General features: G+C 52.9%; 25 protein-coding genes and 1 other RNA gene. 14 read left to right on the top strand and 12 right to left on the bottom strand.

All coding sequences use genetic code 11. From position 1 onward, the window contains the following. Positions 1-24: 24 nt before the first annotated feature. The 3 genes from infB to rimP all read right to left on the bottom strand — a co-directional run bounded on the left by infB (position 25) and on the right by rimP (position 4,735). Positions 25-2,604, bottom strand: a complete 2,580-nt coding sequence (infB, locus tag VFT64_08950; GenBank protein HEU5047953.1) for a translation initiation factor IF-2 — start codon at positions 2,602-2,604, stop codon at positions 25-27. 94 nt (positions 2,605-2,698) lie between these two features. Further along, positions 2,699-4,210, bottom strand: a complete 1,512-nt coding sequence (nusA, locus tag VFT64_08945) for a transcription termination factor NusA (protein ID HEU5047952.1) — start codon at positions 4,208-4,210, stop codon at positions 2,699-2,701. Positions 4,211-4,231: 21 nt separating this feature from the next. Then, on the bottom strand, positions 4,232-4,735 hold the full coding sequence (rimP, locus tag VFT64_08940; protein HEU5047951.1) for a ribosome maturation factor RimP: 504 nt from the start codon (positions 4,733-4,735) through the stop codon (positions 4,232-4,234). Between the two features lie 193 nt (positions 4,736-4,928). On the opposite strand from rimP, the gene yidD reads away from it, so the two are divergent. After that, positions 4,929-5,138 (top strand): membrane protein insertion efficiency factor YidD, encoded by a 210-nt coding sequence (gene yidD, locus VFT64_08935; GenBank protein ID HEU5047950.1) that lies wholly within the window; start codon positions 4,929-4,931, stop codon positions 5,136-5,138. Positions 5,139-5,251: 113 nt separating this feature from the next. On the opposite strand, the gene xth is transcribed toward yidD, so the two are convergent. Then, on the bottom strand, positions 5,252-6,043 hold the full coding sequence (xth, locus tag VFT64_08930) for an exodeoxyribonuclease III (GenBank protein ID HEU5047949.1): 792 nt from the start codon (positions 6,041-6,043) through the stop codon (positions 5,252-5,254). 51 nt (positions 6,044-6,094) lie between these two features. Between xth and tmk the strand changes: the two genes are divergently transcribed. The 9 genes from tmk to VFT64_08885 all read left to right on the top strand — a co-directional run bounded on the left by tmk (position 6,095) and on the right by VFT64_08885 (position 13,706). Beyond that, positions 6,095-6,715: a dTMP kinase gene (gene tmk, locus VFT64_08925; protein HEU5047948.1), complete on the top strand. Its 621-nt coding sequence runs from the start codon at positions 6,095-6,097 to the stop codon at positions 6,713-6,715. 92 nt (positions 6,716-6,807) lie between these two features. Next, complete coding sequence (locus VFT64_08920; protein HEU5047947.1) at positions 6,808-7,662, top strand: hypothetical protein; 855 nt, start codon at positions 6,808-6,810, stop codon at positions 7,660-7,662. A 159-nt stretch (positions 7,663-7,821) separates the two neighbouring features. Next, complete coding sequence (locus VFT64_08915; protein ID HEU5047946.1) at positions 7,822-8,424, top strand: hypothetical protein; 603 nt, start codon at positions 7,822-7,824, stop codon at positions 8,422-8,424. A gap of 48 nt (positions 8,425-8,472) precedes the next feature. Beyond that, an RNA gene (gene ffs, locus VFT64_08910) (signal recognition particle sRNA small type) lies at positions 8,473-8,569 on the top strand. 80 nt (positions 8,570-8,649) lie between these two features. Next, complete coding sequence (locus tag VFT64_08905; GenBank protein ID HEU5047945.1) at positions 8,650-10,299, top strand: DNA polymerase III subunit gamma/tau; 1,650 nt, start codon at positions 8,650-8,652, stop codon at positions 10,297-10,299. 16 nt (positions 10,300-10,315) lie between these two features. Further along, complete coding sequence (locus VFT64_08900) at positions 10,316-10,636, top strand: YbaB/EbfC family nucleoid-associated protein (protein ID HEU5047944.1); 321 nt, start codon at positions 10,316-10,318, stop codon at positions 10,634-10,636. An 11-nt stretch (positions 10,637-10,647) separates the two neighbouring features. Next, complete coding sequence (locus VFT64_08895) at positions 10,648-11,136, top strand: hypothetical protein (GenBank protein ID HEU5047943.1); 489 nt, start codon at positions 10,648-10,650, stop codon at positions 11,134-11,136. Next, the gene (locus VFT64_08890) at positions 11,137-12,168 is read left to right on the top strand and encodes an ABC transporter permease (GenBank protein HEU5047942.1); all 1,032 of its coding nucleotides are present in this window, start codon (positions 11,137-11,139) and stop codon (positions 12,166-12,168) included. Continuing rightward, positions 12,165-13,706, top strand: coding sequence for a dipeptide ABC transporter ATP-binding protein (locus tag VFT64_08885; GenBank protein ID HEU5047941.1), 1,542 nt, complete (start codon positions 12,165-12,167; stop codon positions 13,704-13,706). Before VFT64_08890 ends, VFT64_08885 begins: the two co-directional genes overlap by 4 nt. Positions 13,707-13,708: 2 nt before the next feature. Here the strand turns inward: VFT64_08885 and VFT64_08880 are convergent, their stop codons facing one another. The 3 genes from VFT64_08880 to VFT64_08870 form a co-directional block, all read right to left on the bottom strand. After that, positions 13,709-13,909, bottom strand: coding sequence for a DUF465 domain-containing protein (locus tag VFT64_08880; protein ID HEU5047940.1), 201 nt, complete (start codon positions 13,907-13,909; stop codon positions 13,709-13,711). Between the two features lie 182 nt (positions 13,910-14,091). Beyond that, a complete protein-coding gene (locus VFT64_08875) occupies positions 14,092-15,477 on the bottom strand; it encodes a DUF2142 domain-containing protein (GenBank protein ID HEU5047939.1) in 1,386 nt (461 codons plus the stop codon). Beyond that, positions 15,474-15,935 (bottom strand): type II toxin-antitoxin system RatA family toxin, encoded by a 462-nt coding sequence (locus tag VFT64_08870; GenBank protein HEU5047938.1) that lies wholly within the window; start codon positions 15,933-15,935, stop codon positions 15,474-15,476. The genes VFT64_08875 and VFT64_08870 overlap by 4 nt, the downstream gene beginning before the upstream one ends. Positions 15,936-16,030: 95 nt before the next feature. Between VFT64_08870 and pdxH the strand changes: the two genes are divergently transcribed. Then, positions 16,031-16,612, top strand: coding sequence for a pyridoxamine 5'-phosphate oxidase (pdxH, locus tag VFT64_08865; protein HEU5047937.1), 582 nt, complete (start codon positions 16,031-16,033; stop codon positions 16,610-16,612). Here pdxH and VFT64_08860 read toward each other — a convergent pair. Further along, a complete protein-coding gene (locus tag VFT64_08860) occupies positions 16,609-17,604 on the bottom strand; it encodes a diguanylate cyclase (GenBank protein ID HEU5047936.1) in 996 nt (331 codons plus the stop codon). The genes pdxH and VFT64_08860 overlap by 4 nt on opposite strands. 149 nt (positions 17,605-17,753) lie before the next feature. On the opposite strand from VFT64_08860, the gene VFT64_08855 reads away from it, so the two are divergent. From VFT64_08855 to VFT64_08845, 3 genes are all read left to right on the top strand, one after another. Further along, the gene (locus tag VFT64_08855; protein ID HEU5047935.1) at positions 17,754-18,275 is read left to right on the top strand and encodes a hypothetical protein; all 522 of its coding nucleotides are present in this window, start codon (positions 17,754-17,756) and stop codon (positions 18,273-18,275) included. A 75-nt stretch (positions 18,276-18,350) separates the two neighbouring features. Further along, positions 18,351-19,934 carry a citramalate synthase gene (cimA, locus tag VFT64_08850; GenBank protein HEU5047934.1) on the top strand — a complete coding sequence of 528 codons (1,584 nt, stop codon included), beginning with the start codon at positions 18,351-18,353 and terminating at the stop codon, positions 19,932-19,934. Next, positions 19,934-20,665: an RNA methyltransferase gene (locus tag VFT64_08845; protein HEU5047933.1), complete on the top strand. Its 732-nt coding sequence runs from the start codon at positions 19,934-19,936 to the stop codon at positions 20,663-20,665. Before cimA ends, VFT64_08845 begins: the two co-directional genes overlap by 1 nt. Here the strand turns inward: VFT64_08845 and VFT64_08840 are convergent, their stop codons facing one another. Genes VFT64_08840 through VFT64_08825 form a run of 4 tightly spaced genes read right to left on the bottom strand, consistent with a single transcriptional unit; the run spans position 20,666 to position 26,423 of the window. After that, positions 20,666-21,523 (bottom strand): prepilin-type N-terminal cleavage/methylation domain-containing protein, encoded by an 858-nt coding sequence (locus VFT64_08840; GenBank protein HEU5047932.1) that lies wholly within the window; start codon positions 21,521-21,523, stop codon positions 20,666-20,668. A 10-nt stretch (positions 21,524-21,533) separates the two neighbouring features. Further along, positions 21,534-24,986: a transcription-repair coupling factor gene (mfd, locus tag VFT64_08835; protein ID HEU5047931.1), complete on the bottom strand. Its 3,453-nt coding sequence runs from the start codon at positions 24,984-24,986 to the stop codon at positions 21,534-21,536. Then, positions 24,970-25,233, bottom strand: coding sequence for a succinate dehydrogenase assembly factor 2 (locus VFT64_08830; protein HEU5047930.1), 264 nt, complete (start codon positions 25,231-25,233; stop codon positions 24,970-24,972). Before VFT64_08830 ends, mfd begins: the two co-directional genes overlap by 17 nt. Further along, positions 25,233-26,423, bottom strand: coding sequence for an argininosuccinate synthase (locus VFT64_08825; protein HEU5047929.1), 1,191 nt, complete (start codon positions 26,421-26,423; stop codon positions 25,233-25,235). Before VFT64_08825 ends, VFT64_08830 begins: the two co-directional genes overlap by 1 nt. Between the last annotated feature and the right edge of the window lie 5 nt (positions 26,424-26,428).

Here is a 26,428-nt window from a genome sequence, read left to right as displayed (position 1 = left end):
CACTTCCTTCCTGGCGGCCTTAACTTAAACCGTTCTGGCCACTTCTTCGATCTCGTACGCCTCAATCATGTCGCCGACACGCATATCGTCGTAATTTTCAAACGCCATACCGCATTCCATGCCACGGCTGACTTCCTTGACATCGTCCTTGAAGCGCTTGAGGGTTTTGAGCGCGCCGGTATGGATGACCACGTTGTCGCGCAGCAGGCGAACTTTGGCGCCGCGTTTGACGATACCTTCGGTGACCATGCAGCCTGCGACCTTGCCAGCCTTGGAGAGGTTGAACACTTCGCGGATTTCCGCGTAGCCGAGGAAGTTTTCCTTCAGCGTCGGCGAGAGCATGCCCGAAAGCGCGGCTTTGATATCTTCCACTACATCATAAATGATCGAGTAGTAGCGGATATTGACCTTGTCACGTGCGGCCATGTCGCGTGCCTGCGCGGTGGCGCGGACGTTGAAGCCAATCACCAGCGCATTCGTTGCGTTAGCGAGCGTCACATCCGACTCAGTGATAGCGCCGACGCCGGAATGCAGTACACGGACAGTAACTTCTTCGCCCGAGAATTTCTGCACACTCTGCGTAATGGCTTCGGCGGATCCTTGCACGTCGGACTTAATAATGACGGGCAATTCCTTGGCTTTTGTGCCTGCAGAGGCAGCGAAAAGACTGTCGAGCGACTTGGTGGCCAGCATTGCCTGAGCCGTACGGCTGCGCTGCTGACGGTATTCCGTAATATCGCGCGCGATCTTTTCGTTTTCCACCACGTTGAATTCATCGCCCGCTTCGGGAGCCTGGGTGAGACCCAGAATCTCGACGGGGAGCGCCGGAGGAGCTTCGGTAATCGTGCGGCCCTTATCGTCGATAATGGCGCGGACTTTGCCGTATGCACCGCCTGCCACCACGATATCGCCGACGCGCAGCGTACCTTTCTGGATGAGTAGCGTTGCCACAACACCGCGACCGCGGTCAATCTTGGCTTCCACCACGGCACCGGAGGCCGTGCGGTCCGGGTTGGCTTTGAGTTCAAGCACTTCTGCCTGCAGCAGGATGGATTCTTCGAGTTTATCCAGGCCCTGACCGGTTTTGGCCGATACTTCGATCACGATCACGTCACCGCCGTATTCTTCGGGTACGAGTTCATACTGCATCAGTTCGTTTTTCACACGGGACGGATCTGCGCCGGGCTTGTCGATCTTGTTAACAGCCACGATAATGGAAACGCCAGCCGCTTTTGCGTGGCTGATCGCTTCCTTCGTCTGTTCCATGATACCGTCATCAGCTGCCACAACGAGCACTACGATGTCGGTTACCTTGGCGCCGCGTGCACGCATAGCCGTGAAAGCTTCATGGCCCGGGGTGTCGAGGAAGGTGATTTTCTGGTTGTTGCCGAGCGTGACCTGATATGCGCCGATATGCTGCGTGATACCACCGGCTTCACCTGCGGCTACGTCCGTTTTGCGGAGTGCATCGAGCAATGAGGTTTTACCGTGGTCCACGTGGCCCATGATCGTCACGACAGGCGCGCGCGGTTTCAGCAGGGATGCATCTTCCTGCGCATCTTCCTGCTTCAGGATGTTTTCCACGTCCCCTTCGCTGACGCGCTTCATCTTGTGGCCGAATTCGGAGACGATGAGTTCCGCCGTATCCGCATCAATATTCTGGTTCACCGTGACCATGGTGCCCATCTTCATCAGTGCTTTCACAACGTCGACCGCACGTTCCGCCATACGGTTAGCGAGTTCCTGCACGGTGATGATTTCAGGAATGACCACTTCGCGGAAGACTTTCTCCTGATTGGCTGAGCTGTTGCCATGCTCCGAGCGCTTGGCTTTTTCACGCTGACGGCGCAAGGAGGCAAGGCTGCGCACACGTTCATCCGACATGCTGAGCGCCTGGGTGACCGTGATCTTGCCGGAGCTGCGCCTTTCTTCGTCGGCGCGGCGCAGTTTGATCTTAGACTGTTTGGGTTCTGCCGCACGCGGTTCTTCTTCCGCCTGGAAGACCGGAGACTTCACGACATGCTTGCTCGTGATGGGTTTCACGATGTTGGATTGTGTTTCCGCGCTGCGTGCAGCCTTTTCTGCGATCTCTTCTTTGAAGACGATTTCTTTCAGGGGCTTCTTATTGTAAATCGGAGCCTGGGCCGCGGTTACGCTCGGCGAAGCTGAGGTTGGAGCCGGGGCAGGGGCGGCTGCAGGCTTTGACGGTGCAACCACAACCGGCTTTTCTTCCACGACCGGCGGTGCCGTCGGCGGCAGGGGCATAAGCCTGGGTTCAGAAGCGGGGCGTGTTTTCGCATGTTCCAGCGCACGCAGCCTGGAGAGGCGTTCTTCGGAAGTGAGCGTTGTATCCTCTTCCGTTTCCGTTGCGCTGTGAAGCGCTTTTTCAGCCTGTTCCTGCAGCGCAGCGGCACGTTTCAGCTCTACCATGCTGCCACTGTCGTTGCTGGTGAAGGTTCTGGTTTTGCGGACTTCCACCGTTACGGTTTTAGAACGGCCATGCTGAAAGTTCTGCTTAACCTTGCCGCTTTCTACTGTTTTGGTCAGTTCGAGGCGGTTGGGTCGAGACATTGTCAGCGGTTCTTTTTTTGTTGTATCGTTCATAATCCTAAATGACTAACGGTTGGTTGGGTATTTCCAGATGCAGCAAACGGCCTTAAGGATAAAGGCGGAATTCCGCCTTTATCCTGCAAAGACCTTACTTTTCTTCCGCAAACCAGTGTTCACGCGCTTTCATGATCATACTATCAATTTCCTCGTGTGACAAATGCGAATGTGGCACGATGTCCAGAAATTCCGGCTGTGACAGATCCGCAAAGTCATCCAGCGTGAGGATCTTATTGTTGCCAAGCTGGATCAGCACATCGTTGGGCAGGCCCAGAGCGATGAGTTTTTCGTCCAGACCGAGGTTGCGCAGCTTTGCTTCTTCTTCCTGTTTCTTGTTTTCCAGGAATTCGCGAGCGCGGTTACGCAGTTCGGTAGCGACGTTCTCATCGAAGCCTTCGATCGCGCTGATATCTTCCAGCGGCACGTAAGCCACTTCTTCAATCGTTGTGAAGCCTTCGGTCACCAGCAGGTGCGCGATGACTTCTTCCACGTTCAGCGTTTCAACGAACATCTTGGAGAGGGTGTTGAACTCTTCGGCGCGGCGGTTGGATTCGACTTCTTCTGTCAGAATATCGATGTTCCAGCCAACGAGCTGTGAGGCAAGGCGGACGTTCTGACCGCGGCGGCCGATAGCCAGGCTCAGCTGGTCATCCGGCACCACGACTTCGATACGCTCACGGGATTCGTCGATAACAACTTTGCTGACTTCCGCGGAAGACAGTGCGTTGACGACGAAGGTAGCGGGATCCGGCGACCATTCGATGATGTCGATCTTTTCGCCCTGCAGTTCAGCAACTACGGCCTGTACGCGCGCACCGCGCACACCGACGCAGGAAAGCACGGGATTGACGCTGGAGTCATGCGAGTAAACAGCGATTTTAGCGCGTGAACCCGGGTCACGGGCAACGGCTTTGATCTCGATGATGCCGTCATAGATTTCCGGCACTTCCTGTGCGAACAGTTTCGCCATGAATTCAGGACGGGTGCGGGTCAGGAAAATCTGCGGACCGGATTTTTCGCGACGCACGTCGTAAACGTAAGCGCGAATGCGGTCGCCGACGCGGAAGGTTTCGCGCGGGATCAGTTCGTCGCGGCGCAGGAAAGCTTCCGTACGACCGAAATCGACTGTGACGTTGTTATGTTCGATACGTTTAACGGTGCCGCTGATGATTTCAGCAATGCGGTCTTTGTATTCTTCGTATTGTTTATCGCGTTCTGCGTCGCGCACTTTCTGCACAATGACCTGCTTTGCAGTCTGAGCGGAGATACGGCCGATATCGATCGGCGGCAGGCGGTCGCGGATTTCGCTGCCGATTTCAAGGGTCTTATCACGGCGATGTGCTTCTGCGAGCGAAATCTGGGTGACTTCGTTTTCCACGGTCTCAACCACTTCGATCACGCGGTAAAGCTTGATTTCTCCGCTCTTGCGGTCGATCTCAGCGCGGATATTGTGCTCGTGGCCGTATTTGCGGCGGCCTGCAACCTGCACGGCGTTTTCCAGCGCCTCAATCACCTGCTCGCGGCTGATGCCCTTTTCCCGGGCCACCGCATCTGCGATCTGCAGAATTTCCGTATTACCACTTGTCGATAACGCTAAAGCCATAATTCACCTCTGGTTAAAGTCTTAATTGTTTACCTGTCCGGCAGCTGCTTTCTTCAGTAATTCATCTGTAAGCAGCAGCTTTGCCGAGCGCACCATATTAAACGGTATAACGGAAGCCGTGCCTTCCTCCGTTTCCATCAGAACATTCTGTTCCTGAATTCCTTTGATCCTGCCTTTAAAGCGCTTGCGCCCATCAATCAGCATTTTTGTCTCGAGTTTTGCTTCAAATCCGCTGAAGCGCTCGAAATCCTGAAGCTTTACGAGCGGGCGGTCGATACCCGGCGAGCTAATTTCCAGATGATACGCATCGCTGATCGGGTCTTCCACGTCCAGCAGGGCGGAGACGTTGTAGCTGATATCGGCGCAGTCATCCACTGTCATATTGCGACCGTCGATACGTTCCGCCATGATCTGGAGCGTACGTCTTCCGCCTTCGATCAGCTTCACCTGCACAAGGTTATACCCCATGCCGTTCAGCGAAGGCTCGATAATCGCAACAATCTTATCCTGTATCGAAAATTCCATATGTTTTCTTTTAGTTCGCGTTCAACGCTTTGCGTTTTGGCGCCACGTGGGCTGCGCTCCCCTTGGTCGCTAGTCCTCGCGGAGCTCGTCCGCAGCTTGAGCTAATAAAAAAGGCGGGTTTTTGACCCACCTTCTTGCTTTTCTTAAACTGGTTGCTTTATATAGGGATCAAATCCGTATTTCAAGCGAAAATATGCACTATATATTGATTGCCTGCATCCGGTTCTATAAATATTTCCTGTCGCCCTGGCTCCCCGCAGCCTGTCGTTTTACGCCGACCTGCTCGGAATATGCCGCTGAAGCAGTAGGAAAATATGGTGCTTTTAAAGGGGGATGGCTGGCGGTAAGGCGAATTTCGAGATGCCATCCGTGGGGGAAATACACTCACGATCCGGTGCCTTAAATATTCTTTTGTTCCCGCTTCGGCCTCCTGGCCTTCGCGATGAACCTAACGCTTCGCGACTAAAGGGCTCAGCCTACTGGCTTCGTGGATCTTTCTTCCAGTTCGTGAATTCGTTACCAGTCAAATTCGGTAACGACCGGAACATGGTCGGAAGGATTGGAGAAATCCCTGGCTTCGCGCAGGATATAAGAGGATTTAAGCTTCGGCTGCAGGTCGGATGTGACCCAGATATGGTCAAGTCTGCGGCCGCGATCTGACTTTTTCCAGTCCTGATTGCGGTAGCTCCACCAGCTGTAAAGCTTGGCAGGAGCTGGAGCAAAATGCCGGGAAGTATCAACAAAATCAAAGGACTTACGGAATAGCTCCATGGCTTCCACTTCTACCGGCGTATGCGAGACGACGCCCAGCAATTGCTTGTGGGACCAGACATCATGCTCCAGCGGGGCGATGTTCATATCGCCCACCACGATGAGGGATTTCTTGTCGTTGCGCATATCCTGCGCCCATTCGGCCATGAAGTTCATGAAACGCAGTTTGAAGTCGAATTTGTCGTTCAGTTCGCGATCCGGAATGTCACCGCCTGCCGGCACATAGAAATTATGCAATTCTGTGCCGTTAGGGAGCGTGGCGCTGATGTGACGCTTGTGGTCGTCATTAACGATGCTTAAATTATGTATATTGGTCAGTGGAATGCGGGAGAGAATCGCCACGCCGTTGTAGCTTTTCTGGCCGCTGAAATATATGTGGGGATAGCCAAGCGCCTGTACGCTCTCCAGCGGAAATAGGGAATCATCCACCTTCGTTTCCTGCAGGCACAGTATATCCGGATTGGTTTTATCCACCACTTCCTTGAGAGTATTCAGGCGGATGCGGATGGAATTGATATTATAGGTTGCGATGATCATGGAGGCTATTTATAAGTGCTCACAAGCAAGTTGCAAGCGTCAAGTGGGATTATGGCAGGTAAATTTATTACGTTCGAAGGTGGTGAGGGGAGTGGAAAAACCACGCAGATTTCCCTGCTGGAACAGGCGCTTGTGCGTGAAGGCAGGCGTGTGCTGGTTACACGCGAACCCGGCGGCAGTGTAGGGGGCGATGCCATCCGACAGCTGCTGCTGACAGGTAGCGGCGATAAATGGAGTTCAGTTGCGGAAGTGCTGCTTTTTCAGGCCGCACGCGTGGAGCATATGGAGCGCGTTATAAAGCCTGCTATTGCGCGAGGGGATATTGTGCTGTGCGACAGGTTTCTGGATTCAAGCCTGGTCTATCAGGGCATGGCCAGAGGGCTTGGCGTTGAATTCATAAGCCAGATCAACCGTTTGACGATTGGCAATTTTGCACCTGATGCCACGATTATTCTGGATATCGAGACTGAAACAGGCCTGCGCCGGGCAAAAGCGCGTCCGGGGGAAGAGATGCGTTTTGAGAATCTCGATATTGCGTTCCACCGGAAAGTCCGGGAAGGGTTTTTGACGCTTGCGAAGGCGAATGCGGCACGTTACCGGATCGTTGATGCGTCTAAGGATGAAAAAAGCGTCCATCAGGAGATTCTGGCAGCTTTGCAAATCGCAGAGTAATTATTAATAAGCAGCTCTTTGTCATAATTCTGTCATCGTTTTGTGGTATATTATCTTAACCGGTTTCCCGTAATGGAACTATAGAGATATTTATGCAGGATTCAGACTCGGACGGTACACGTCAACCCATACAATTCGGCTGGGTGCCTCCTGATTCGTCTTATCCATCAGCACCTCAACCTGCATCAGGCGAGGGGACGCAGAGCGCGATGCAATCGGCGGCTTCTATTTCGCCTACAGAAAATTCCGGTCGGAAGCATGGGGTGGGACTTAGAGTGGGGCTGGCGGTGACTGCCGGACTGCTAACCGCAACTACGGGGTTTGCCTCTCTGTTTGGGGGAGTTTTTAGTGGTAATTCATCTTCCGGTAACGGTGCTCCGCCCAGAGGCACATCGACTTCCAGCGTGAGAGGCGGGGGGAATGCCACGCCTGATCCAGGGGCAACGGCAGATCCTCTTACGCCTACTGTTGGTACTCCCGATTCTCCCTATCCGGATATCATCTCGCGCGGCAGTGGCACAGTAGAAGCAGAGGTTGGGGATTACAGAAAGACATTTCCAGATAATGCGGCAGGTATTCGAGGAGCAATTGAAGATATCATGGCAAAAAAAGGGATTGTGCCTGGAGGGTATAAATCGTTTACCGTAGATTTACATGGTAACCCCGGTGCAACTTCCGCTGCTGTAAGTACCATTTCCAGTTTGCCGAAAGATACACTTTCCAACTTGTCCGAAGGTGTGATTCTTGAGGGAATGGATGTTTCCAGCGGAGGTAAAGTTCCTGTTGCAGATATTAAAGAAATGTTGAAAACCGCGGCTGCACATAACAAAGGAACGCAATTTAATGCTATTGTTACAACTGATCAGGGAGCATGTGTTATTCCTGTTGCACCTGACAATACGCCGGTTGCGCCCCAGACGGATGCTGGCAGGGTGTGTAAAGGGTAAAGTGCATCAGCAAATTTTTCATTTTAGTAACTAGGTTAATCCTCAAATATAAAATTGCATTCCGGTCATGAGACTGTCATGATTGCATGCTATAATTGCGTTAGAATCCGGGCTTACTCGCGGTCGGCGTGTTCGCCCACTAATAAGAGGAGATATCTTATGAAAAAAGCCCGCGTAGCCCTAAGAATCACGACAGCTTGTGCGCTTGCCGCCGGAATATGCAGCAACAGCTATGCAGTCGATGAAAGAGTGGTTGGGGCCCAGCAAGCGGCCGCTGCTGCCGCTGCCCAGGCGCATTACTCCGCTTATGCCAACATACATCCGGCCCCTGCATCTGACGGTATCCAGATTTCCATAGGCAATTATACCAGTCCCGTTTATCCCAATACTCCGGAAGGCATTGATGAAGCCTTGAATTATTTGGGTAAGCTCGTGGATGAAAAACAGATTAAAACCATGCCACAATCGCTCACATTCGACTTTTCTGGCGATCCGGCTGCGGCATCCAAGGCATTGGAAGCTGTTCAGCAATCTTCCGAAGGGAAGTTTACCCAGTTTAAGCAGGGTGTGACGGTGGAAGGCGTATCGGCTGCCTCACCTGATCAGATGGGAAAACTCAAAGATGCGATGAAAAGCACGGCTTCGGCAAACGGTACGCAGTTTAACGTGATCGTCTCGACTGATTCCGGCGCATGTGCGCTTCAGACTCCGCCTTCCGATCGTGCGGCCGCTCCGCAGACGGATGCACGGATTTGCAAGTAGCCGAATTCTTCCGCTTGCAGTTTGCCGTAAAGTTACTCTATAGTACTGCATGGCTGGCGGCGGGCGGTGCCCCCGTGAAGCCGGTCAGGTCCGAGAGGAAGCAGCCGTAACGGATAAGGCTATCGGGTCGCCGTCAGTCATAGTTTAACATAAGGTTTCAGCTATCAGTCATCAGGCATCTGCCTGGTTTTGCTGAAGTCTGCAGCCTGATACCGATAGCTGCTAATGGAATACCGCGTTCTTGCCCGTAAATACCGCCCGCAGACATTTGCCGATCTTGTCGGGCAGGATGTGCTAGTGCGCACGCTTACCAATGCATTCGCCACCGGACGCATCGCCCATGCTTTTCTGCTGACGGGGATTCGCGGTATCGGCAAGACGACAACTGCGCGCATCATTGCGCGCGCGCTCAATTGTATCGGGACGGATGGGCAGGGCGGGCCGACCATCGAGCCTTGCGGTGTATGCACGAACTGCACAATGATCGCCGAGAGCCGCCATATGGACGTGCTGGAAATGGACGCTGCGAGCAATACGAGTGTTGAGGGTATCCGCGATATCATCAATACGGTGCAGTATCTTCCCGGTTCAGCGCGCGTCAAAGTCTACATCATCGACGAAGTGCACATGCTTTCCAATAGCGCGTTTAATGCGCTGCTGAAGACGCTGGAAGAGCCGCCACCGCACGTTAAATTCATCTTCGCGACCACGGAGCTGCGCAAGATTCCGGTGACGATCTTGTCGCGCTGCCAGAAATTTGAGCTCAAGCGTATTGAGACGGAACAGCTGGCGCAGCATCTGAATAATATTCTCACGAAAGAATCGCTTGCCGCCGAGCCGGAAGCATTGACGCTGATTGCCAATGCTGCGGAAGGCTCAGCGCGTGATTCGCTGTCGCTGCTGGATCAGGCAATTGCCCATAATGCCGGAGGCGACAACGTTATCCGCACGGCAACGGTGCGCGACATGCTGGGCATGAACGATAAGTCGCAGCTGTTCAACCTGCTCGAAAAATTATGCTCCGGCGATATTGGCGAATCCCTGTCGGAGTTCCGGAAACTCTACGCAGGCGGTGCTGATCCGGCAATTTTGTTGCAGGATCTGCTGGCGCTCGTGCATTTTGTCACGCGTATCAAGGTTACGCCCTCGGCAGCGGAAGATATTTCTTATTCGCAGGGCGAGCGTGAATTTGCCAAAGGGCTTGCACAGAAGCTCGGTGTGGCGGTGCTGACGCGCTTCTGGCAGATGCTGCTTAAAGGGTTACAGGAAACGCGCGTTGCGCCGGACCCGGCTGCCAGTGCGGAAATGACGCTTATACGCATCGCGCATAGTTCCGAACTTCCGTCTCCATCCGATGTTATTCGTGGTTTGCGCAAAGGTGAAGGGGCAGCTGGGGCGGGAAGCCCTGCGCCATCCGCGCCTGCGCCGGGGCGTGCACCGGTTTCACTGATTACGACCAACCAGGTTGTAAGCCGTCCGGTGGAAATGCCTTCAGCTGCTCCGGCTCCCGTTGCGAGGCTTGAGAATTTTGCGGAAGCCGTACAGCTCTTTCAGGAAAAGCGCGAGCCGCTGCTATACAATTACCTCATGCGCCATGTGCGCCTTGTCGGATTTGAGATGGGGCGGATCGAGCTGAATATCGATGTGGAAGTGCCGCTTGATTTTGCAGGCCGTGTCGGTAAAAGTTTAAGCGACTGGACGGGGACGCGCTGGGTCGTTATGCTCTCGCGCGAGCCGGGACAGGCCACGCTGCAGTCGCAGCTTGAAGAGAAAGAACGGCGCGAGCGTGAAGCCATTGCCTCCCATCCGTTTATAGCGGAAGTGCTGGCAAGCTTTCCGGGAGCGGAAGTAGTAAAGATTACACATCAATCGTAGATAAGGATCAGGACAGATGAATATACAGAAAATGATGAAACAGGCGCAGGAGATGCAGAATAAGATTTCCTCCATGCAGGCGAAGCTGGAAGAGGAAGAAAGCGAAGGCAGCTCCGGTGGCGGCATGGTGCGCGTTGTCATGAACGGCAAGGGAGCCGTGAAGAAATTGACGCTCGATAAAAGCATCATCGACCCCAATGACAAGGAAATGCTCGAGGACCTGATTGTTGCCGCCTTCAACGACGCCAAGAATAAGGTCGAAACCAATATGAGCGATCAGATGTCCAAAATCACGAGCGGGTTATCATTGCCGCCCGGTATGAAACTTCCTTTCTGATGAGGTGAGGCATGGCCGGCAATTATAATCCCGAAGACGAAGCCTATTTCCGCCAGGAGCAGGAAGCGCAGATCGACCAGATGATCGCGCAGGCCGTTGAGGCTGCTGCGAAGGGCGAAAATGTGGAGCAGTTGCAGGAGGTGATGTTCTCCAACCTGCCTGCCGGCCAGAAAGACAAGATCAAGAAGAAGTTTGCCGAGGCGCTGAAGAAGCGCGGACTGCGCCAGCCCAGCGGCGAAGCGGATGTTCCTTCCAAAAGCACCCTGATTCGGATGAAGCTTGCTCTGGCTGTTACTGCCAGGCAGGCGATGGAGCGCGTCATGCTGCTGGTGCGTGCGCGTCCTGACGTTGCCAATGCCATCAAGCAGGCTGGACAGACCTTAGCCAGGAATGGAGTGACGGTGGACCGAATCGGCATGAGCGAAACCGAGCTTGGCCAGATCTCGCCGGTTTCCGTGGGACAGGCCCAGACACGCGGCGATACCGGACGCGGTTATTAGGTGCCATCAGACATGGCACCGGGCAGCAGCAAGCTGAAGGTTTTTTATTCCCACAAGCGCGGCTTCTGGTCGCTGGTGATATTGGGTCTGCTGTTCTTCGTGAGTCTGTTCGCTGAATTCATAGCGAACGACAAGCCTATCGTTCTCAAATATCATGGCGCTTATTACTTTCCGATTCTGAATTTTTACCCCGAAACCACTTTCGGCGGCGATTTCCAGACGGAGGCCGATTACCGCGACAATTATATCGCGCAGAAGATCAGTGCGGATGGCTGGATGATATGGCCGCCTATACGCTATAACTACTCCACAATCAATTATAAAGCTGTGCCTGCACCATCGCCGCCCAGTAGCGAGAACCTACTGGGAACGGACGACCAGGGACGCGATGTGCTGGCGCGGCTTATTTACGGGTTCCGCGTTTCGCTCCTGTTCGGTCTTGCACTGACAATTGTGAGTTCCGTGATCGGGATCACTGCGGGGGCGGTGCAGGGATATTTCGGTGGGCTGACGGACTTGCTGTTCCAACGTTTCATGGAGATATGGGGCGGATTGCCGGAATTATACCTGCTGATTATCCTGGCGAGTCTTGTCGTCCCTAATATCTGGTGGCTACTCGGGCTGATGACGCTGTTTTCCTGGATGTCGCTGGTCGGTGTGGTGCGAGCAGAGTTTCTGCGCACCCGCAATTTCGACTATGTACGCGCGGCGCGCGCGCTGGGGGTAGGCGAGTGGAAGATTATCTTGCGCCATATCCTCCCCAACGCGCTGGTTTCCGCCGTTACCTATATTCCGTTCATCATGAACGGTTCCATTACTACGCTTACTTCGCTTGATTTTATCGGCTTTGGCCTGCCGCCGGGTTCAGCTTCGCTAGGGGAATTGCTGGCACAGGGGAAGAATAATACGCATGCATACTGGCTCGGATTGACCGGATTTATGACGCTTGCAATTATGCTGAGCCTGCTGGTGTTTATCGGTGAGGCGGTTCGCGACACACTCGATCCCCGTAAGAGCGGAGGAGCGGAATGACCGTGTTTTCCGTCGATAATCTGAGTGTTTCATTGCGTGGCAGGGAACTGGTCAGCGATGTCTCGTTCAGCATCAATAAGGCAGAGATATTCGCGCTGGTCGGGGAATCCGGTTCCGGCAAGACGCTGACAGCGCTTTCCGTGATGGATCTGCTGCCGCCGGAACTGCATAAGCGAGTAACAAACGAGACGCCGAAACAGAAACATTTTCGCGGCAAGCAGATCAGCATGGTGTTTCAGGAGCCGATGACTTCGCTTAATCCGCTGCATACTATCGGGCGGCAGATCAGCGAGGCGATCGAAATCCATCAGCCTCTTCTTGCGAAAGCTGCAGTGCGTGCCCGCGTACTGGAACTGCTTTCGGCGGTAGGGCTTTCGTCATTCAGCGAGCGGCTGGATGCTTATCCGCACCAGCTTTCCGGTGGAGAGCGTCAACGCGTCATGATTGCCATGGCGATTGCCAATGATCCGGCGCTGCTGGTGGCTGATGAACCGACCACGGCGCTTGATGTCACCGTCCAGGCGCAAATACTGGCATTGCTGATCTCATTGAAAAAACGTCTGGGGATGTCGGTGCTGCTGATTACGCATGATCTTTCGATTGTGAAGCGCGTGGCGGACCGGGTGGCTATCATGTCTCAAGGTAAGATTGTTGAAAGCGGGCTGACAGCGGAAGTGTTTCGCAACCCCAGCCATGCCTATACACGGAAGCTTCTGGCGGCGGTGCCTTCGGCCATGCGCAGGGAATTTGATGGTCACGCGCCGGTACTGATGGAATGCAAGGATCTGCAGGTCGGATTCGTTGAAAGAGGCGGTTTTTTTGCATGGAAGAAAACCTATAAACAGGTGCTGGAACATGTGACGCTGCAGGTCATGGAAGGCTCAACGCTTGGAATTGTGGGAGAGTCCGGTTCCGGCAAGAGCACCTTGGCGCTTGCCTTGCTGCAGCTACTTGGCAGTAAAGGAGAAGTCTGCTTTGGTGGAGATCGGATTGACACGCTTTCGGGCAGCGCTTTGCGCGCCAGACGACGCGATATGCAGATTGTATTTCAGGACCCTTATTCCAGTCTGAATCCACGCATGCGCGTGGGCGATATTATCCGCGAAGGGCTGGACGTGCATGAAGCGGATACAAGCCTGCAGGAGCGCGAGGCAAAGGTCGAGACAATTCTGGCGGAGGTTGGCCTCCTGCCGGAGATGAAGCATCGCTATCCGCATGAATTTTCGGGCGGGCAGAGGCAGCGCATCAGTATTGCGCGTGCGCTTGTATTGCAGCCGAAGCTTATCATTCTGGATGAGCCGACTTCGGCGCTGGATATTTCCGTTCAGGCGCAGATTCTGGATTTATTGATCGGGCTACAGAATAAATATGGCATGTCCTATATCTTTATCAGCCATGATCTGCGCACGATTCGCGCCATCAGCCATAGAATTATGGTGCTGCAGAAAGGCGCTGTGGTGGAAAGCGGGAGCACGGCGGAGATTTTTGCCAATCCGAAGGAACGTTATACGCGTGTTCTGCTGGCAGCTGCGTTTTAAGTTTACGCGATAATATCGGGGTAGATAGCGTCCTGCAGCTTGCTGATTTCGTCACGGAGAAACAGCTTTTCCTTTTTCAGCTTATGAAGGCTGAATTCATCCTTGTACTTCTCTGAGTTTAACTTGTCGATTAGACCATCCAGTTCCTGGTGGCGAAGCGTAAGTGCTTCCAGTTTCTTCACAAGTTGCAGTTCTTCATCCATGGTGAATCAGCGTCTACTAAATTAGGGATTGCCGGAAATGACGAAACGCTATTATAGCAAAAAAATAGTATAATGCACAGCATTTTTATACTGGCACTGTTGCTATTTTAACACTTTTTGCCTGCGTGTTTCAACTTGAAGCGAATAGTGAGGAAAGCTTAGGATTTCTGCGGTGTAAGAGGTTAATAATAGTTCGTGAACAACATAAATCCTGTCATGGCTAATCCGCCGCAGCCCATTAGCAATATGTAAGTTCCGGGCTTCTGTGACATTAACTTTTTGGATGATGTTTTTATGAACGGAAAGAGCAAAGGCAGCAAAGGATAAAAGTACCGTCCCTGAAAACCTGATATCAGAGGGGATTCGAGTCCGCTCCAGTGAATATAGAGCAGCGCCATGATAGCGGTAAATGCGATGATGAATATAAAAGCACTGAGCGTCTTCAGGTTTGCCGGGTAGTGCGTTGAGGAGGTCGGGTCTGCGATAGCGGTGGCGATGAAGCAGTATATCACTGCGAATGTTACGGGAATCGACAGGTAAAAACCCGAACCCAGCCCCATATCGCGGACAATACCGAGGATTGAGACCGGTAAAAGCGGTGTGGTGAATAAAGTTCGCAGTAATGTGCACAGGAAGTCCAGTGGATGATGCAGGATAAAGAGTGTCTGCATCTGCGGGTAAGCGTCACCGCCCCAGGTGTGATATTGAAGGCCTGCAAAGGTGGAATTTTTAATGGCGATCATCCATGCCAGGCTGCAGGCTATTGCGGGGAGAATCGAAAGAATCAGGAAAAAGATACGTGTGCGAGCGCTGGTAAACCGTTCGGGCGGTATCGCGGCAGTGAGCAATAACAGAAAGCCATAGGGCGTTTTGCATTGCGCCATCGCAAAACCGGTTGCGGCTATTAAAGCCATATCGCGCAGTTGCAGAGTTTTTGCGTTTTGTATCGTGCGCAGTATCAGCGCTACAAAAAGAAATGCGAGGCTTTCCACTAATGTGTCGGCATTGAGTGCGCTGCGGGTTACACTGATGACGGGCAGCAACGCCAGTGCACATAGCAGGTATTTATGCGTGGGTGCGGTGCGGATTGCTGCATAGGTGAGCCCTATTCCCATTGCCAGTGCTATTAGCCTTGAGAGGTAGAGCAAAGACATGGGGGTAAGGCCTATTGCTGCTCCTATCCGGAAAGCTATAGCCTGCGGCAGGTAATTAAACGGATTATGCACAGTCATGTAGTTCGGCTGCATGCCTGGCGGAAAGCAGGAGTGCAAGGGGACATGCGCCATTGCCTGCCATTGTGAATGCGGATAGTGAAAAGGAGGGGCCAGCCCCTCATGGAAGAAATCCTGTCCCGCCTGGATAAAGACTTGTATCCCGGAAGGGATAGAGGCGGGCTCGTTCATCAATTGAAAATACGCGATACTGGCGATGCGCTGGTAGTGGAAGCTTTCATCGCTATTACCCAGCGGTGGCACGAGTGCCAGAAATAAAAGTCCGAATGGTATGGCAAGTAAAAGGAACAGCAGGTCTGGCCGCTCGATCAGGCGTTTCCATACGGGCATATTCATGGTTGCCCGGCATGGCCGTATAACTCGTCGGCACGTTTATTGAAAGCGTTGACCATTTTGGCGGAAGCTTTGCCGAACAGGAGACCGATGATGGAGTCCAGTATACGGGAGCGAAATTTAAATGAGAGGTTAAGGTCGATCGTGGAGCCTTCCGGCGACGGGATGAACTTCCAGTGATTTTCCAGTTTTTCAAAAGGGCCACGCACCATGATAACGTCAATGAATCCGCTGTCCTGTGCTGTGGCGGGGCGTTGGAATTTTACCTCGGAAGTGTAGCTTTCCGTGATATGTTTGAAGCTGATTACCAGTTCGGCCAGCACCTTGTTTTCATTGCGCTCCAGAATACGGCTGGCGCGGCACCAGGGAAGAAAATCCGGATAGCGCTCAATATCGATCACGAGATCGAACAGCTGCTGCGTGCTATACGGTGAATGCTGGGTTTCGTTGAATTCATGCATAATTGAGAGGCAATTGTATAAATAATTATTGCGGATCTTCAATGAAATAAAATATAGGTTTGCTCAGGCTTATGAAATTTTAGCGGGAGAATGTTATGGAAAATCCGTTTACCCTTTTTTCCCAGTGGTTTGAGGAAGCAAAAAATCACCCGTCCATTACCGATGCTACCATGATGAGCCTGGCAACGGCTACCAAGGAAGCCATGCCCTCCGTGCGCATTGTCCTGATGAAAGGATTCGATGACCGGGGTTTCACGTTTTATACCAATATGGAAAGCAGGAAATCGCTTGAGCTGAAACAGAACCCTTATGCCGCGCTGTGCTTCTACTGGCAGCCGCTGGGGCGTCAGGTGAGAATAGAAGGCATTGTCGAGCAGGTCAGCGATGAAGAGGCGGATCAGTATTTCGCCAGCAGACCGCTGGTCAGCCGTATCGGCGCTCTTATATCCGAGCAGTCACGTCCGCTGGAAAGCCATGGAGTTCTTATGCAGAAAGTGGCGGATGCGCAGCGTATTTATTCAGAAATGAGTCCGCCTCCACGCCCTGACCGCTGGTCCGGCTGGCGGGTGGTTCCTTCGCTGATTGAGTTCTGGAAAGAGGGCGACTTCCGCCTGCACGACCGCACGCTTTATACGCGCCTGGGCAATCACTGGACGCAGCAGAAGCTTTATCCTTAAGCGCTGATAGTCTGCTCTTCTTCCTGCTTTCTTGCGGCGTAGAGCTGGCTTTCTGCAACTTTATAAAGTTCTTTCGCGCCGATATCTTCTTTGATGCTGGAACTTGCAAGCCCCACGGAGAGGGTGATACCAGTGTTTTTTTCTTCCGGAGAGGAAGCAAGGAAATTGTCTTCCGTTACAATTCTTGTAATACGCTGTGCAGCGGCAGAGGCGCCGTAAGTTGGGGTATCGGGCATGATCACGCCCAAGGTGCTGCCCTCGATGCGCGCAATGATGTCGATCTCGCGCATACTCTTGCGTAGCAACAGACCCGTGGCGATGATGATGTCCTCCGCCATTTTTTCATCGTATGTATTGCGCACTGCGTCCAGCCGGTTGATATGCAGGAGCATGAGCGACATGGTGTCTTTTGCGCGTTGCGTGCGTTTGAGTTCTTCTTCCAGCCGCACCCAGAATGTCCGCGCGTTGGCGAGCCCGGTTAATTCGTCGGTGTAATCATGCTTGAACAGTTCATTATGCAGTTTCTGTTCGGCCTCAATACGGTCCGTAATATCGCGCAATGATCCTTTTGAGCCTATGATGGCGCCTTTTTTGTCGAACCAGGGATGGGAAACGTCCGATACCCAGATTTTCCTGCCGTCCTTGGTGCGCATCAGATAGTCGGCCTGCCATTTCTGAACATTGCCACGCTTGCGGTTTTCTTCCAATCCTTCATAAGATTCCACGGTTTTCATGCCGTCGCTTACGATTTTGGTTTCAATGATAAGAGAACGCAGGTTCATCTGCATCAGTTCTTCGGAAGTAAATCCCAGAAGATTAATCACGGCCGGGCTGATGTAATCATACTGCATGGTGTCGTAACGCAGCCGGTACACCGTATCACCGGAATAACCCGTCAGCAAATCTACCTCTGCCTGAAGTCTGGCGACTGCCGAAAGCTTTCCAAAAGCTCTGGATATAGCGTTTTTCGCGGTTTCTGGTATAAGAAACAAGATGCTTTTCCCGTCCGCTGGTTAATAATTATTCGCGTCTTCTACTATATCGCAATAACCAGAAATGGCAAATTGTAACAAAAGCTTCATCACAAATAAGGGTATTTTGATGTAAACTAGGTTGAATAAGTTTTATACCGGGACAGATTATGGCCAATTATCACACACCTTCGCAACATGATGAGGATTATCACGCAAAAGCCCTGGCATGGTTTGAAAAATTTGATAGCGATATGCGTGAAGCAATTCTCATTCGTGCGGTGGGATATTATGATAATTTTAGCGTTGAAGATGCCGTGGGTATGGTCATGCATGAAATGACTGAGAGTGGCTTGGATCCAAAAGGATATAGTGGTTCCTATAAGGGGAATGCCGGTAAATATATAAATAATACAGGGGCATTTAGAGAAACCGTACTGGCAATAGCAGAAAAAATGAGAGATGCAGATTGTAATGGAAAGCCTTATGAGCTTCCGCCGATCGTGTATTGGAAGCGTGTTACAAGTTCCGGTATCGACTACGAAAGAGTGCAACATTGGGGTATAAGATTTAATCCTGAAAAACTGGACGCATTGTGCGAACAATATGGCGTTGAAAAATATAGTGTTAAGCACGCGAGAGAAGCGGCGGCAGAGGCGGGAAGCGGTGCCGGTAGGGGGGGGCGTTCGTAGAGGCAGTGATCAAGATTTTCTGCTGTGATAGAGCACTTGACCTGATTAGATTCTTCAGGTTATATTCATAACCAAATGAAAAACAGAGTTTATTTATATGATTCCACCTTGCGGGACGGGGCGCAGGCAAGGGGGGTGGATTTTACTGTGGCCGACAAGCAGGCCATTGCGCGCGAGCTTGACCGTCTTGGCATCGATGTGATCGAGGGCGGCTGGCCGGGCGCCAATCCGAATGACGATCAGTTTTTTGCCTCATTGCCCAAACTGAAAAATGCAAAAGTATCGGCTTTCGGCATGACGCGCCGCGCAGGGCGGAGCGCAGAAAACGATCCCGGCCTTTCGGACCTGCTGGAAAGCGGCGCGGGGAGTATCTGCCTGGTGGGTAAAGCGTGGGACCGGCAGGTGGAAAAAGCGCTTGGAATTTCCAAAGCCGAAAATATCCGCATGATTGGTGAAAGCATCGCGCTGTTGGCGAAGAAGAAACGCGAAGCGCTGTTTGATGCGGAGCATTTTTTCGACGGCTATAAAGCCAATCCCGCATTTGCGCTGGAAGTTGTCAAGGCTGCTTATGAGGCGGGTGCGCGCTGGATTGTGCTGTGCGATACTAATGGCGGTTCGCTGCCGCATGAAATCGAGCAGATCGTAACGGAAGTCACGAAGCATATTCCGGGAACGTATCTGGGGATTCATTGTCATAACGATACAGAAAACGCAGTAGCGAACTCGCTGGCGGCAGTGCGTGCAGGCGTGCGTCAGGTGCAAGGCACAATCAACGGTATCGGCGAGCGCTGCGGCAACGCCAATCTTATCAGCATTATCCCTACGTTGATGCTCAAGATGGGGTTTGAAACGGGGATTCCGAAAGAAAAGCTTGTGCATCTGACAGAGGTTTCGCGCTTCGTGGATGAGCGAATCAGCCGTGCGCCCAATATGCAGGCTGCTTATGTCGGCAGTTCTGCTTTTGCGCATAAGGGAGGCCTTCATGTCTCTGCAATGGCGAAGGACAGCACAAGCTATGAACATATTGATCCGGCGCTGGTGGGCAATAAGCGCACGATTCTCGTTTCGGATAAGGCAGGCAAGTCCAATATTATCGACCGGCTCACGGGTATGGGCATCCATCTCCCACCGGACCATCCGGGTATTGCGAAGCTCGTCAGCGAAGTAAAACACCGCGAAGTGCAGGGCTATGCTTATGAAGGAGCGGAAGCGAGCTTTGAACTGCTTGCACGCCGCCAGCTTGAACAGGTGCCGGAGTTTTTCAGCGTGCAGAAATTCCGCGTGCTGGATGAACGCCGCTGGAACGCAAAACGTCAGCTGATCACGGTTTCGGAAGCGACGGTAAAAGTGGTGATCGGCGAGGAAGAGATCATGATGGTGGCGGAAGGCAATGGCCCGGTCAATGCGCTGGATACGGCGCTGCGTAAAGCGCTCGCCAAGCATTATCCGAAGGTGAAGGACATCATATTGACGGATTATAAAGTGCGTATCCTTACGCCGCAGGAAGGCACGAAGGCGCTCACGCGCGTGATGATCGAAAGCCGGGATGCGAAGGGCCGTATCTGCAATACGATCGGCGTTTCGCCCAATATCATCGATGCGTCTTTCGATGCGCTTTACGATGCGATTACTTACCGTTTGATAGTGAGCGCTAAGTGATGAATCCTGTTGTTGTTCTTGTAAACACTCAGATGCCTGAGAATATCGGCGCGGCCGCGCGCGCGATGATGAATTTTGGCCTGAGCGAAATGCGCCTTGTAGGTCCGCGTGAGCCGTTCCCGAATAAGCGTGCTTATGATCTGGCAGCGCATGCGGCATCCATTCTGGATAATGCAAAAGTCTATGAAACGACACAGGAAGCCGTGGCGGATATGCAGCGTGTCTATGCTTCCACAGCCCGTCCGCGCGAGATGGTGAAGCGTCTGGCTACGCCCGCACAGGCTGCTGAATTGATAAAGCAAGAAGCACAGAAGACTGCTATTCTGTTTGGGCCTGAGCGTACAGGGCTTACGAATGAAGATGTAACGCTTGCCGACACAATTATCACGATTCCTACGGCTGAGCTTGCTTCGCTGAATATTGCGCAGTCCGTAGTGGTAGTAGCTTATCAGTTATTCCAGAGCAATATCGAAGGGGCAGGCGAGGCCTCTTCTGATATCCGTGATGATATTCAACTTGTTACCAAAAGCCCGTTTACGACGAAGGAAGAGTTAAAAGGTTTCTTTGACCATCTGGAGCGCAGGCTGGATAGAGTGAATTTCTGGAATGTGGATGAAAAGAAATCCAAGATGTGGATGAACCTTCAGAACATCTTCACTCGTGCGAACCTTACCGAGCAGGAAGTGCGCACGCTGCACGGAGTGATCCGGGCGCTGGCGGAACCGCAGTAATTATTGCATTCTCATAGAGAGAGCGCAATTCAGACCATTTCCTCCATTCTGTCCTACAGAATATTTTTGCGTAGCGCCGCCGGTATTGCCGTTGTCATAACATGTGGTGGCAGATGCAGGAGTAGCAGTTGTACCCGATGCTCCTATCCAGTCTTGTCCCCAGCGTTTAAGAATAGCCATGACGGTGCCGGTCTGGGGATAGCCGTCATCCACTTTCTTATCGATATTATAGGCCTGCAATACGGATAGTGCCGGTGTCAGCACAATGGAATTTGCATTGCCGAAATCCAGTCCGGTAATTCCGCCGATGGCAAAGAAATTGTTGCTGTTAAATTTGGGGTCCGGGAATCCGTAAACCAGCACATCATTACCTTGGATTTTTGCCTGGGGCAGGTAATTATTGATCTGGCTTCCTGTGACGGGACTGGCCGTTGCAGTGGTGGGAGAAGCGGTGGTAAAACTGCCGTCGATCAGGACTGCTTTGCTTAGGTCTACCCAGAACATGGAGGTTTCGCCACCGGTCTGGTAAACGCCCCAGTTATTACCCGCTCCATCGCCCCAAATGCCTTCTATAAGACCGTTTCCATCACCTTCTCCAGCATATTGACCTCTTGCCGCAAAGCCGAAATTACTTGCTGCCGGATTCGGTATGTCTCCGGGGAGATAGCCATATTTATTCTGAAAGGTGCGGGCGGCGGTGCTGTATTTCTCAATCTGCGCAATTTGCGCACGTGTCTGCGCTGCATTGATCAAATCCTGTCCCGTTAATATGCCGCCTACGATTAGCCCGATAATCACAAGGACTATGCTTAGTTCTATCAGCGTAAAGGCCTGTATATTTCCGGAGCGCCTGCACATGCTCCACTAATTATATTAAACTGGCCAGTTCTTCAACTGCTTCGCGAGTGGTCTGTAGTTTTTTGCGCTCATTGGCGAATTCATGTGAAAGGAACAGTTTCTGGTCCGGGCGGATTTTGGCTTTCGCGGCATTCTTTGCGATATAAGCGAGCAGTTTCTCCGGCGCAGCAAACGTATTATTACGTAAGGATATAAGCAATCCTTTGGGACCTGCATCGATGCGCTCGATTCCGGCTTTACGGCAGAGCTGTTTGATGCGCATGACGGCCAGCAGATGCTCTACTTCCCTCGGCAGTTTGCCGAAACGGTCGATCAGTTCGGCAGCAAAAGCATGGATTTCTTCTTCGGTTGCGAGGCTTGCTGCGCGGCGGTAAAGGCCTAAGCGCATTTCCAGATCCTGCACATACGCTTCCGGTATCAGTACCGTCATACCGAGGTTAATCTGGGGACTCCATTCGTCGGATGCAGCCGGTTTTTCGCCCTTGCGCTGGGCTTTTGCACCGGCAACGGCTTCTTCAAGCATCTGCTGGTAGAGTTCGATACCGACCTCGCGCACATGGCCCGACTGTTCTTCGCCCACGAGGTTACCGAATCCGCGGATGTCCATGTCATGGCTTGCGAGCGTGAAACCTGCGCCGAGGCTGTCCAGAGTCTGCATGACTTCCAGCCTGCGTGTTGCGGCACGGGAGAGCTGCTTGCGGTGCGGCAGCGTATAGTATGCATAAGCACGTGTCTTGCCTCTTCCGACACGCCCGCGCAACTGGTAGAGCTGCGACAGGCCGAACATTTCCGCGCGGTCAACGATGATGGTGTTCGCGGTCGGGATATCGAGCCCGGATTCCACGATGGTCGTGGAGAGCAGCAAATCGTACGAACCATCATAAAATTTGTTCATGATATCGTCGAGTTCTGCTGGCGGCATCTGGCCGTTGGCGGTGGCCACGCGGATTTCCGGCACAATTTCGCGCAACATCGTCTGGAGTTCCGCCATATACTTGATGCGCGGTGTCACATAAAAAATACGACCGCCGCGATGATATTCGCGCAAGATTGCTTCGCGCAGCACCACAGAGTCGAACGGTGTGACGAAGGTGCGTACGGCAAGGCGGTCCACCGGTGGGGTGGCAATAATGCTGAGTTCGCGCACGCCGGAAAGCGCAAGCTGCAAAGTGCGCGGGATTGGGGTGGCAGACAGGGTAATGACGTGAATGTCGCTGCGTAAGGATTTGAGCTTTTCTTTCTGCGCTACACCAAAATGCTGCTCTTCGTCAATGATGAGCATGCCGAGATTCTTGAATTTCACATTCTTGCCCAGCAGCGCATGCGTACCGATGACAATGTCTATGCTGCCATTTTCCAGGCCTTCGAGCGTCTTCTTATTTTCCTTTGCCGTCGTCAGGCGCGACATATGACGGATGGTAAACGGCATGCCGGAGAAGCGCTCGCTGAAGGTATGGTAATGCTGGCGGCAAAGCAGAGTGGTCGGGCAGATGACCGCGACCTGCACCTTGCCGCGCTCGGTATTTGCGCAAGCAGCGACAAAAGCTGCGCGCAATGCCACTTCGGTCTTGCCGAATCCGACATCGCCGCAGACAAGGCGGTCTGTGGGTTTGCCGGAAGCGATATCGGCAAGAATATCTTCAATAGCCTTGGCCTGGTCTTCGGTCTCCGCATAAGGAAAGCGAGCGCAGAATTCATCATATAACCCCTGCGGTGGTTCGAAAGGAGGCGCGGAACTGATTTCACGTGCGGCAGCGGTGCGCAGCAATTCTTCTGCCGCTATGGTGATGCGCTCTTTAAGTTTGGCTTTGCGCGCCTGCCATGATGCGCTGCCTAATTTATCCAGTTTTGCGCCTTCTTCCTCGCTGCCGAAGCGCGAGATGACTTCAATGTTTTCCACGGGCAGGAAGAGCTTGTCGTCGCCTTCATAAATGATTTTCAGACAGTCATGCTGTGCGCCGAGTACTTCAAGCGTAATTAAGCCTTCAAAACGCCCGATACCATGTTCCTTATGGACGACGAGCTCGCCCGGCATGAAGCTTGCGGCTTCACTTAAGAAATTCTCTGCTTTCTTGCGCTTCTGCGAGCTGCGGATGATACGCTCGCCGAACAGATCCTGCTCACTGAGCAACGTTACCGTATCGGCCTCGAAGCCGCGTTCCAGTGCGATAATAGCGAGACCGATCGTCTTGCCGCTGATATTTTTGACTTCATTGAAGGAATCGATACGCAGCGGATGCAGTTCATGCTCGTGCAGCATGGTCGCGATACGCTCGCGGCTGCCTTGGGAATAGCAGGCGATAATGGTGCTGCGCCCCCGGCTGCGTTCGCTCGCGGAGTAATGGCGTAGATCGTCGAATAAAGCTTCACCCGTCAGTTTGGCAGCGGCAAAGTTGCGCGCAGGACGGTAATTCATGCCAGGTTTGCCTTCCGAAACGAACGGCGTTACCGCTAAAGCGTGATGTGCGGTAAGATAACTTTCCCAGCCGCCTTCGTTGAGATACAGCGCGTCGGGCGGCAAAGCGGGGTAGGGAGCAGCGCCATAATGCTTGGTGTTGTCGATATTCTTGCGTGCTGCGTAATATTCCTGCGTCAGTTCCAGCCGTTCGCGGCAGGCCATGCGCGCCTGCGCTCCGAGGATGACTTTGGCTTCCGGCACATAGTCGAATAGCGTATCCAGCGATTCATAAAAGAGCGGTAACAGATGTTCCATACCGTGACTGCCACGGCCTTCGGAGATTGCATCGTAAATCGGGTCTTCACGCGTGATGGCGCCGAATGCGTTGCGGTATTGTTCGCGGAAGTGTTTGATGGTCGTTTCATTCAGTAGTACTTCACTCGCAGGATGAAGCATGATTTCGTTCAGCTTGTCCTTGGTCAGCTGAGATATGGGGTCGAACAGGCGGATAGATTCCAGCGTATTGCCGAAAGCGTCCAGTCGTACACCGTCGGCCATGCCGGGAGGGATAATATCGATGATGCTGCCGCGTACGGCAAATTCCCCGGCTTCCATGGTCTTGGCATTGCGGCGGTAGCCATTTTCGATCAGGAAATGTGTTAATGCGTCATGCGAAAATTCTGCGCCTGTCTTCAGGCTGAAGTGCGCGCGCTGCATGAGCGTTTTAGGTGGTAGCTTCTGTAAAGCGGCATTGACCGTGGTCAGGATTGCGCGTTTGCCCTTAGTGGGAGCCAGTATCTGCGAAAGCGCTACGATACGTGCGGCCAGTACGGCGGCATTCGGCGAGGCGCGGTCATACGGCAAGCAGTCCCATGCGGGCAGGGTGATGATTTTTACGTCGGGTGCAAAGAACTCGAGACCTGCGCGTACCATCTCCATATCGCGGTCGCTTGAGGCGATGAAGATGATATCTTTCGCAGAAACCTGCAGAATTCCGGCCAGCACATACCCTTCGCTGCCTTGCGGCACGCCGTGCAGTTCGGTATGTTCAGCCGGTGACATCATAAATTTTCCTCAGGCGTGCCAGGAGGTTTTTGTATCTCCATGCTTCCTCAGGCTCCGCCTTTCCGGTAACCCAGTCCCAGATATCGGTATCGTTTTCGGAAAGAAAGGCCTCGAATTCATCCAGTTCATCGTCGCTCATCGTTTCCAGATTCTCGGCGGCATAGGGGCCCAGGATCAGGTCGATCTCCTTGGAGCCACGATGCGCCGAGCGGAAATAGAGGCGTTTGATGCGGATCTGTTTTTCCATTACTGCCTTCCGAGCAAGCGAAGCCTCAGCGCGTTGAGCTTGATGAAGCCTGCGGCGTCTTTCTGGTCGTAGACGCTGTCTTCTTCAAACGTTACATGCTGCTGGCTGTAGAGGCTTACGGGCGATTTGCGGCCTGCAACGGTGACGGAGCCTTTGAACAGTTTCAGGCGTACCGTGCCGGTGACATTGGCCTGGGATTTGTCGATCAATGCCTGCAGCATTTCACGTTCCGGTGACCACCAGTAACCGTTATAGATCAGCTCGGCATAGCGCGGCATAAGGTCGTCTTTCAGATGTGCTGCGCCACGGTCGAGCGTGAGGCTTTCCATACCACGATGCGCTGCCAGAAGGATCGTGCCGCCTGGGGTTTCATAAATGCCGCGCGATTTCATGCCGACATAGCGGTTTTCTACAAGGTCCAGCCTGCCGATACCGTTTTCACCACCCAGTTTGTTCAGGTGTGTCAGCAGCGTAGCGGGAGACATTTTCTTGCCGTCCACAGCCACCGGATCGCCGCCTTCAAATTCGATTTCGATATAGGTCGGCTCGTTCGGTGCTTTTTCCGGGGCAACAGAGCGTGTGAACATGTCTTCATGCGGTTCCTGCCACGGGTCTTCCAGCACCTTGCCTTCATAGGAGATGTGCAGAAGATTTGCATCGGTGGAGTAGGGAGCTTCGCCGCGTTTATCCTTGGCAATCGGAATCTGGTGCTTTTCCGCGTATTCGATCAACTTCGTGCGGGACGTCAGATCCCATTCGCGCCACGGAGCAATGACCTTGATATCCGGTTTCAGTGCGTAATAACCGAGTTCAAAACGTACCTGGTCGTTGCCTTTGCCGGTGGCGCCGTGAGCTACGGCGTCTGCACCGGTTTCCAGCGCAATCTCAATCTGGCGCTTGGCGATCAGCGGACGTGCGATGGAGGTGCCGAGCAGGTAGACGCCTTCATAAAGCGTATTGGCGCGAAACATCGGGAATACGTAGTTCTTCACGAACTCTTCGCGCAGATCTTCCACATAGATTCTGGCTGCGCCCATCATCTCGGCTTTCTTGCGCGCGGGTTCCAGCTCTTCACCCTGGCCGAGATCAGCCGTAAAGGTGACAACCTCGCATTCGTATTTTTCCTGCAACCAGCGCAGGATGATGGAAGTATCCAGCCCGCCGGAATAAGCCAGCACGACTTTCTTTATTTTTT

This window comes from Rickettsiales bacterium, from assembly GCA_035765535.1.
In the GTDB taxonomy this organism is placed as follows: Bacteria; Pseudomonadota; Alphaproteobacteria; order Rickettsiales; family JABCZZ01; genus JABCZZ01.
This window is presented reverse-complemented; position numbering and strand designations above follow the sequence as displayed.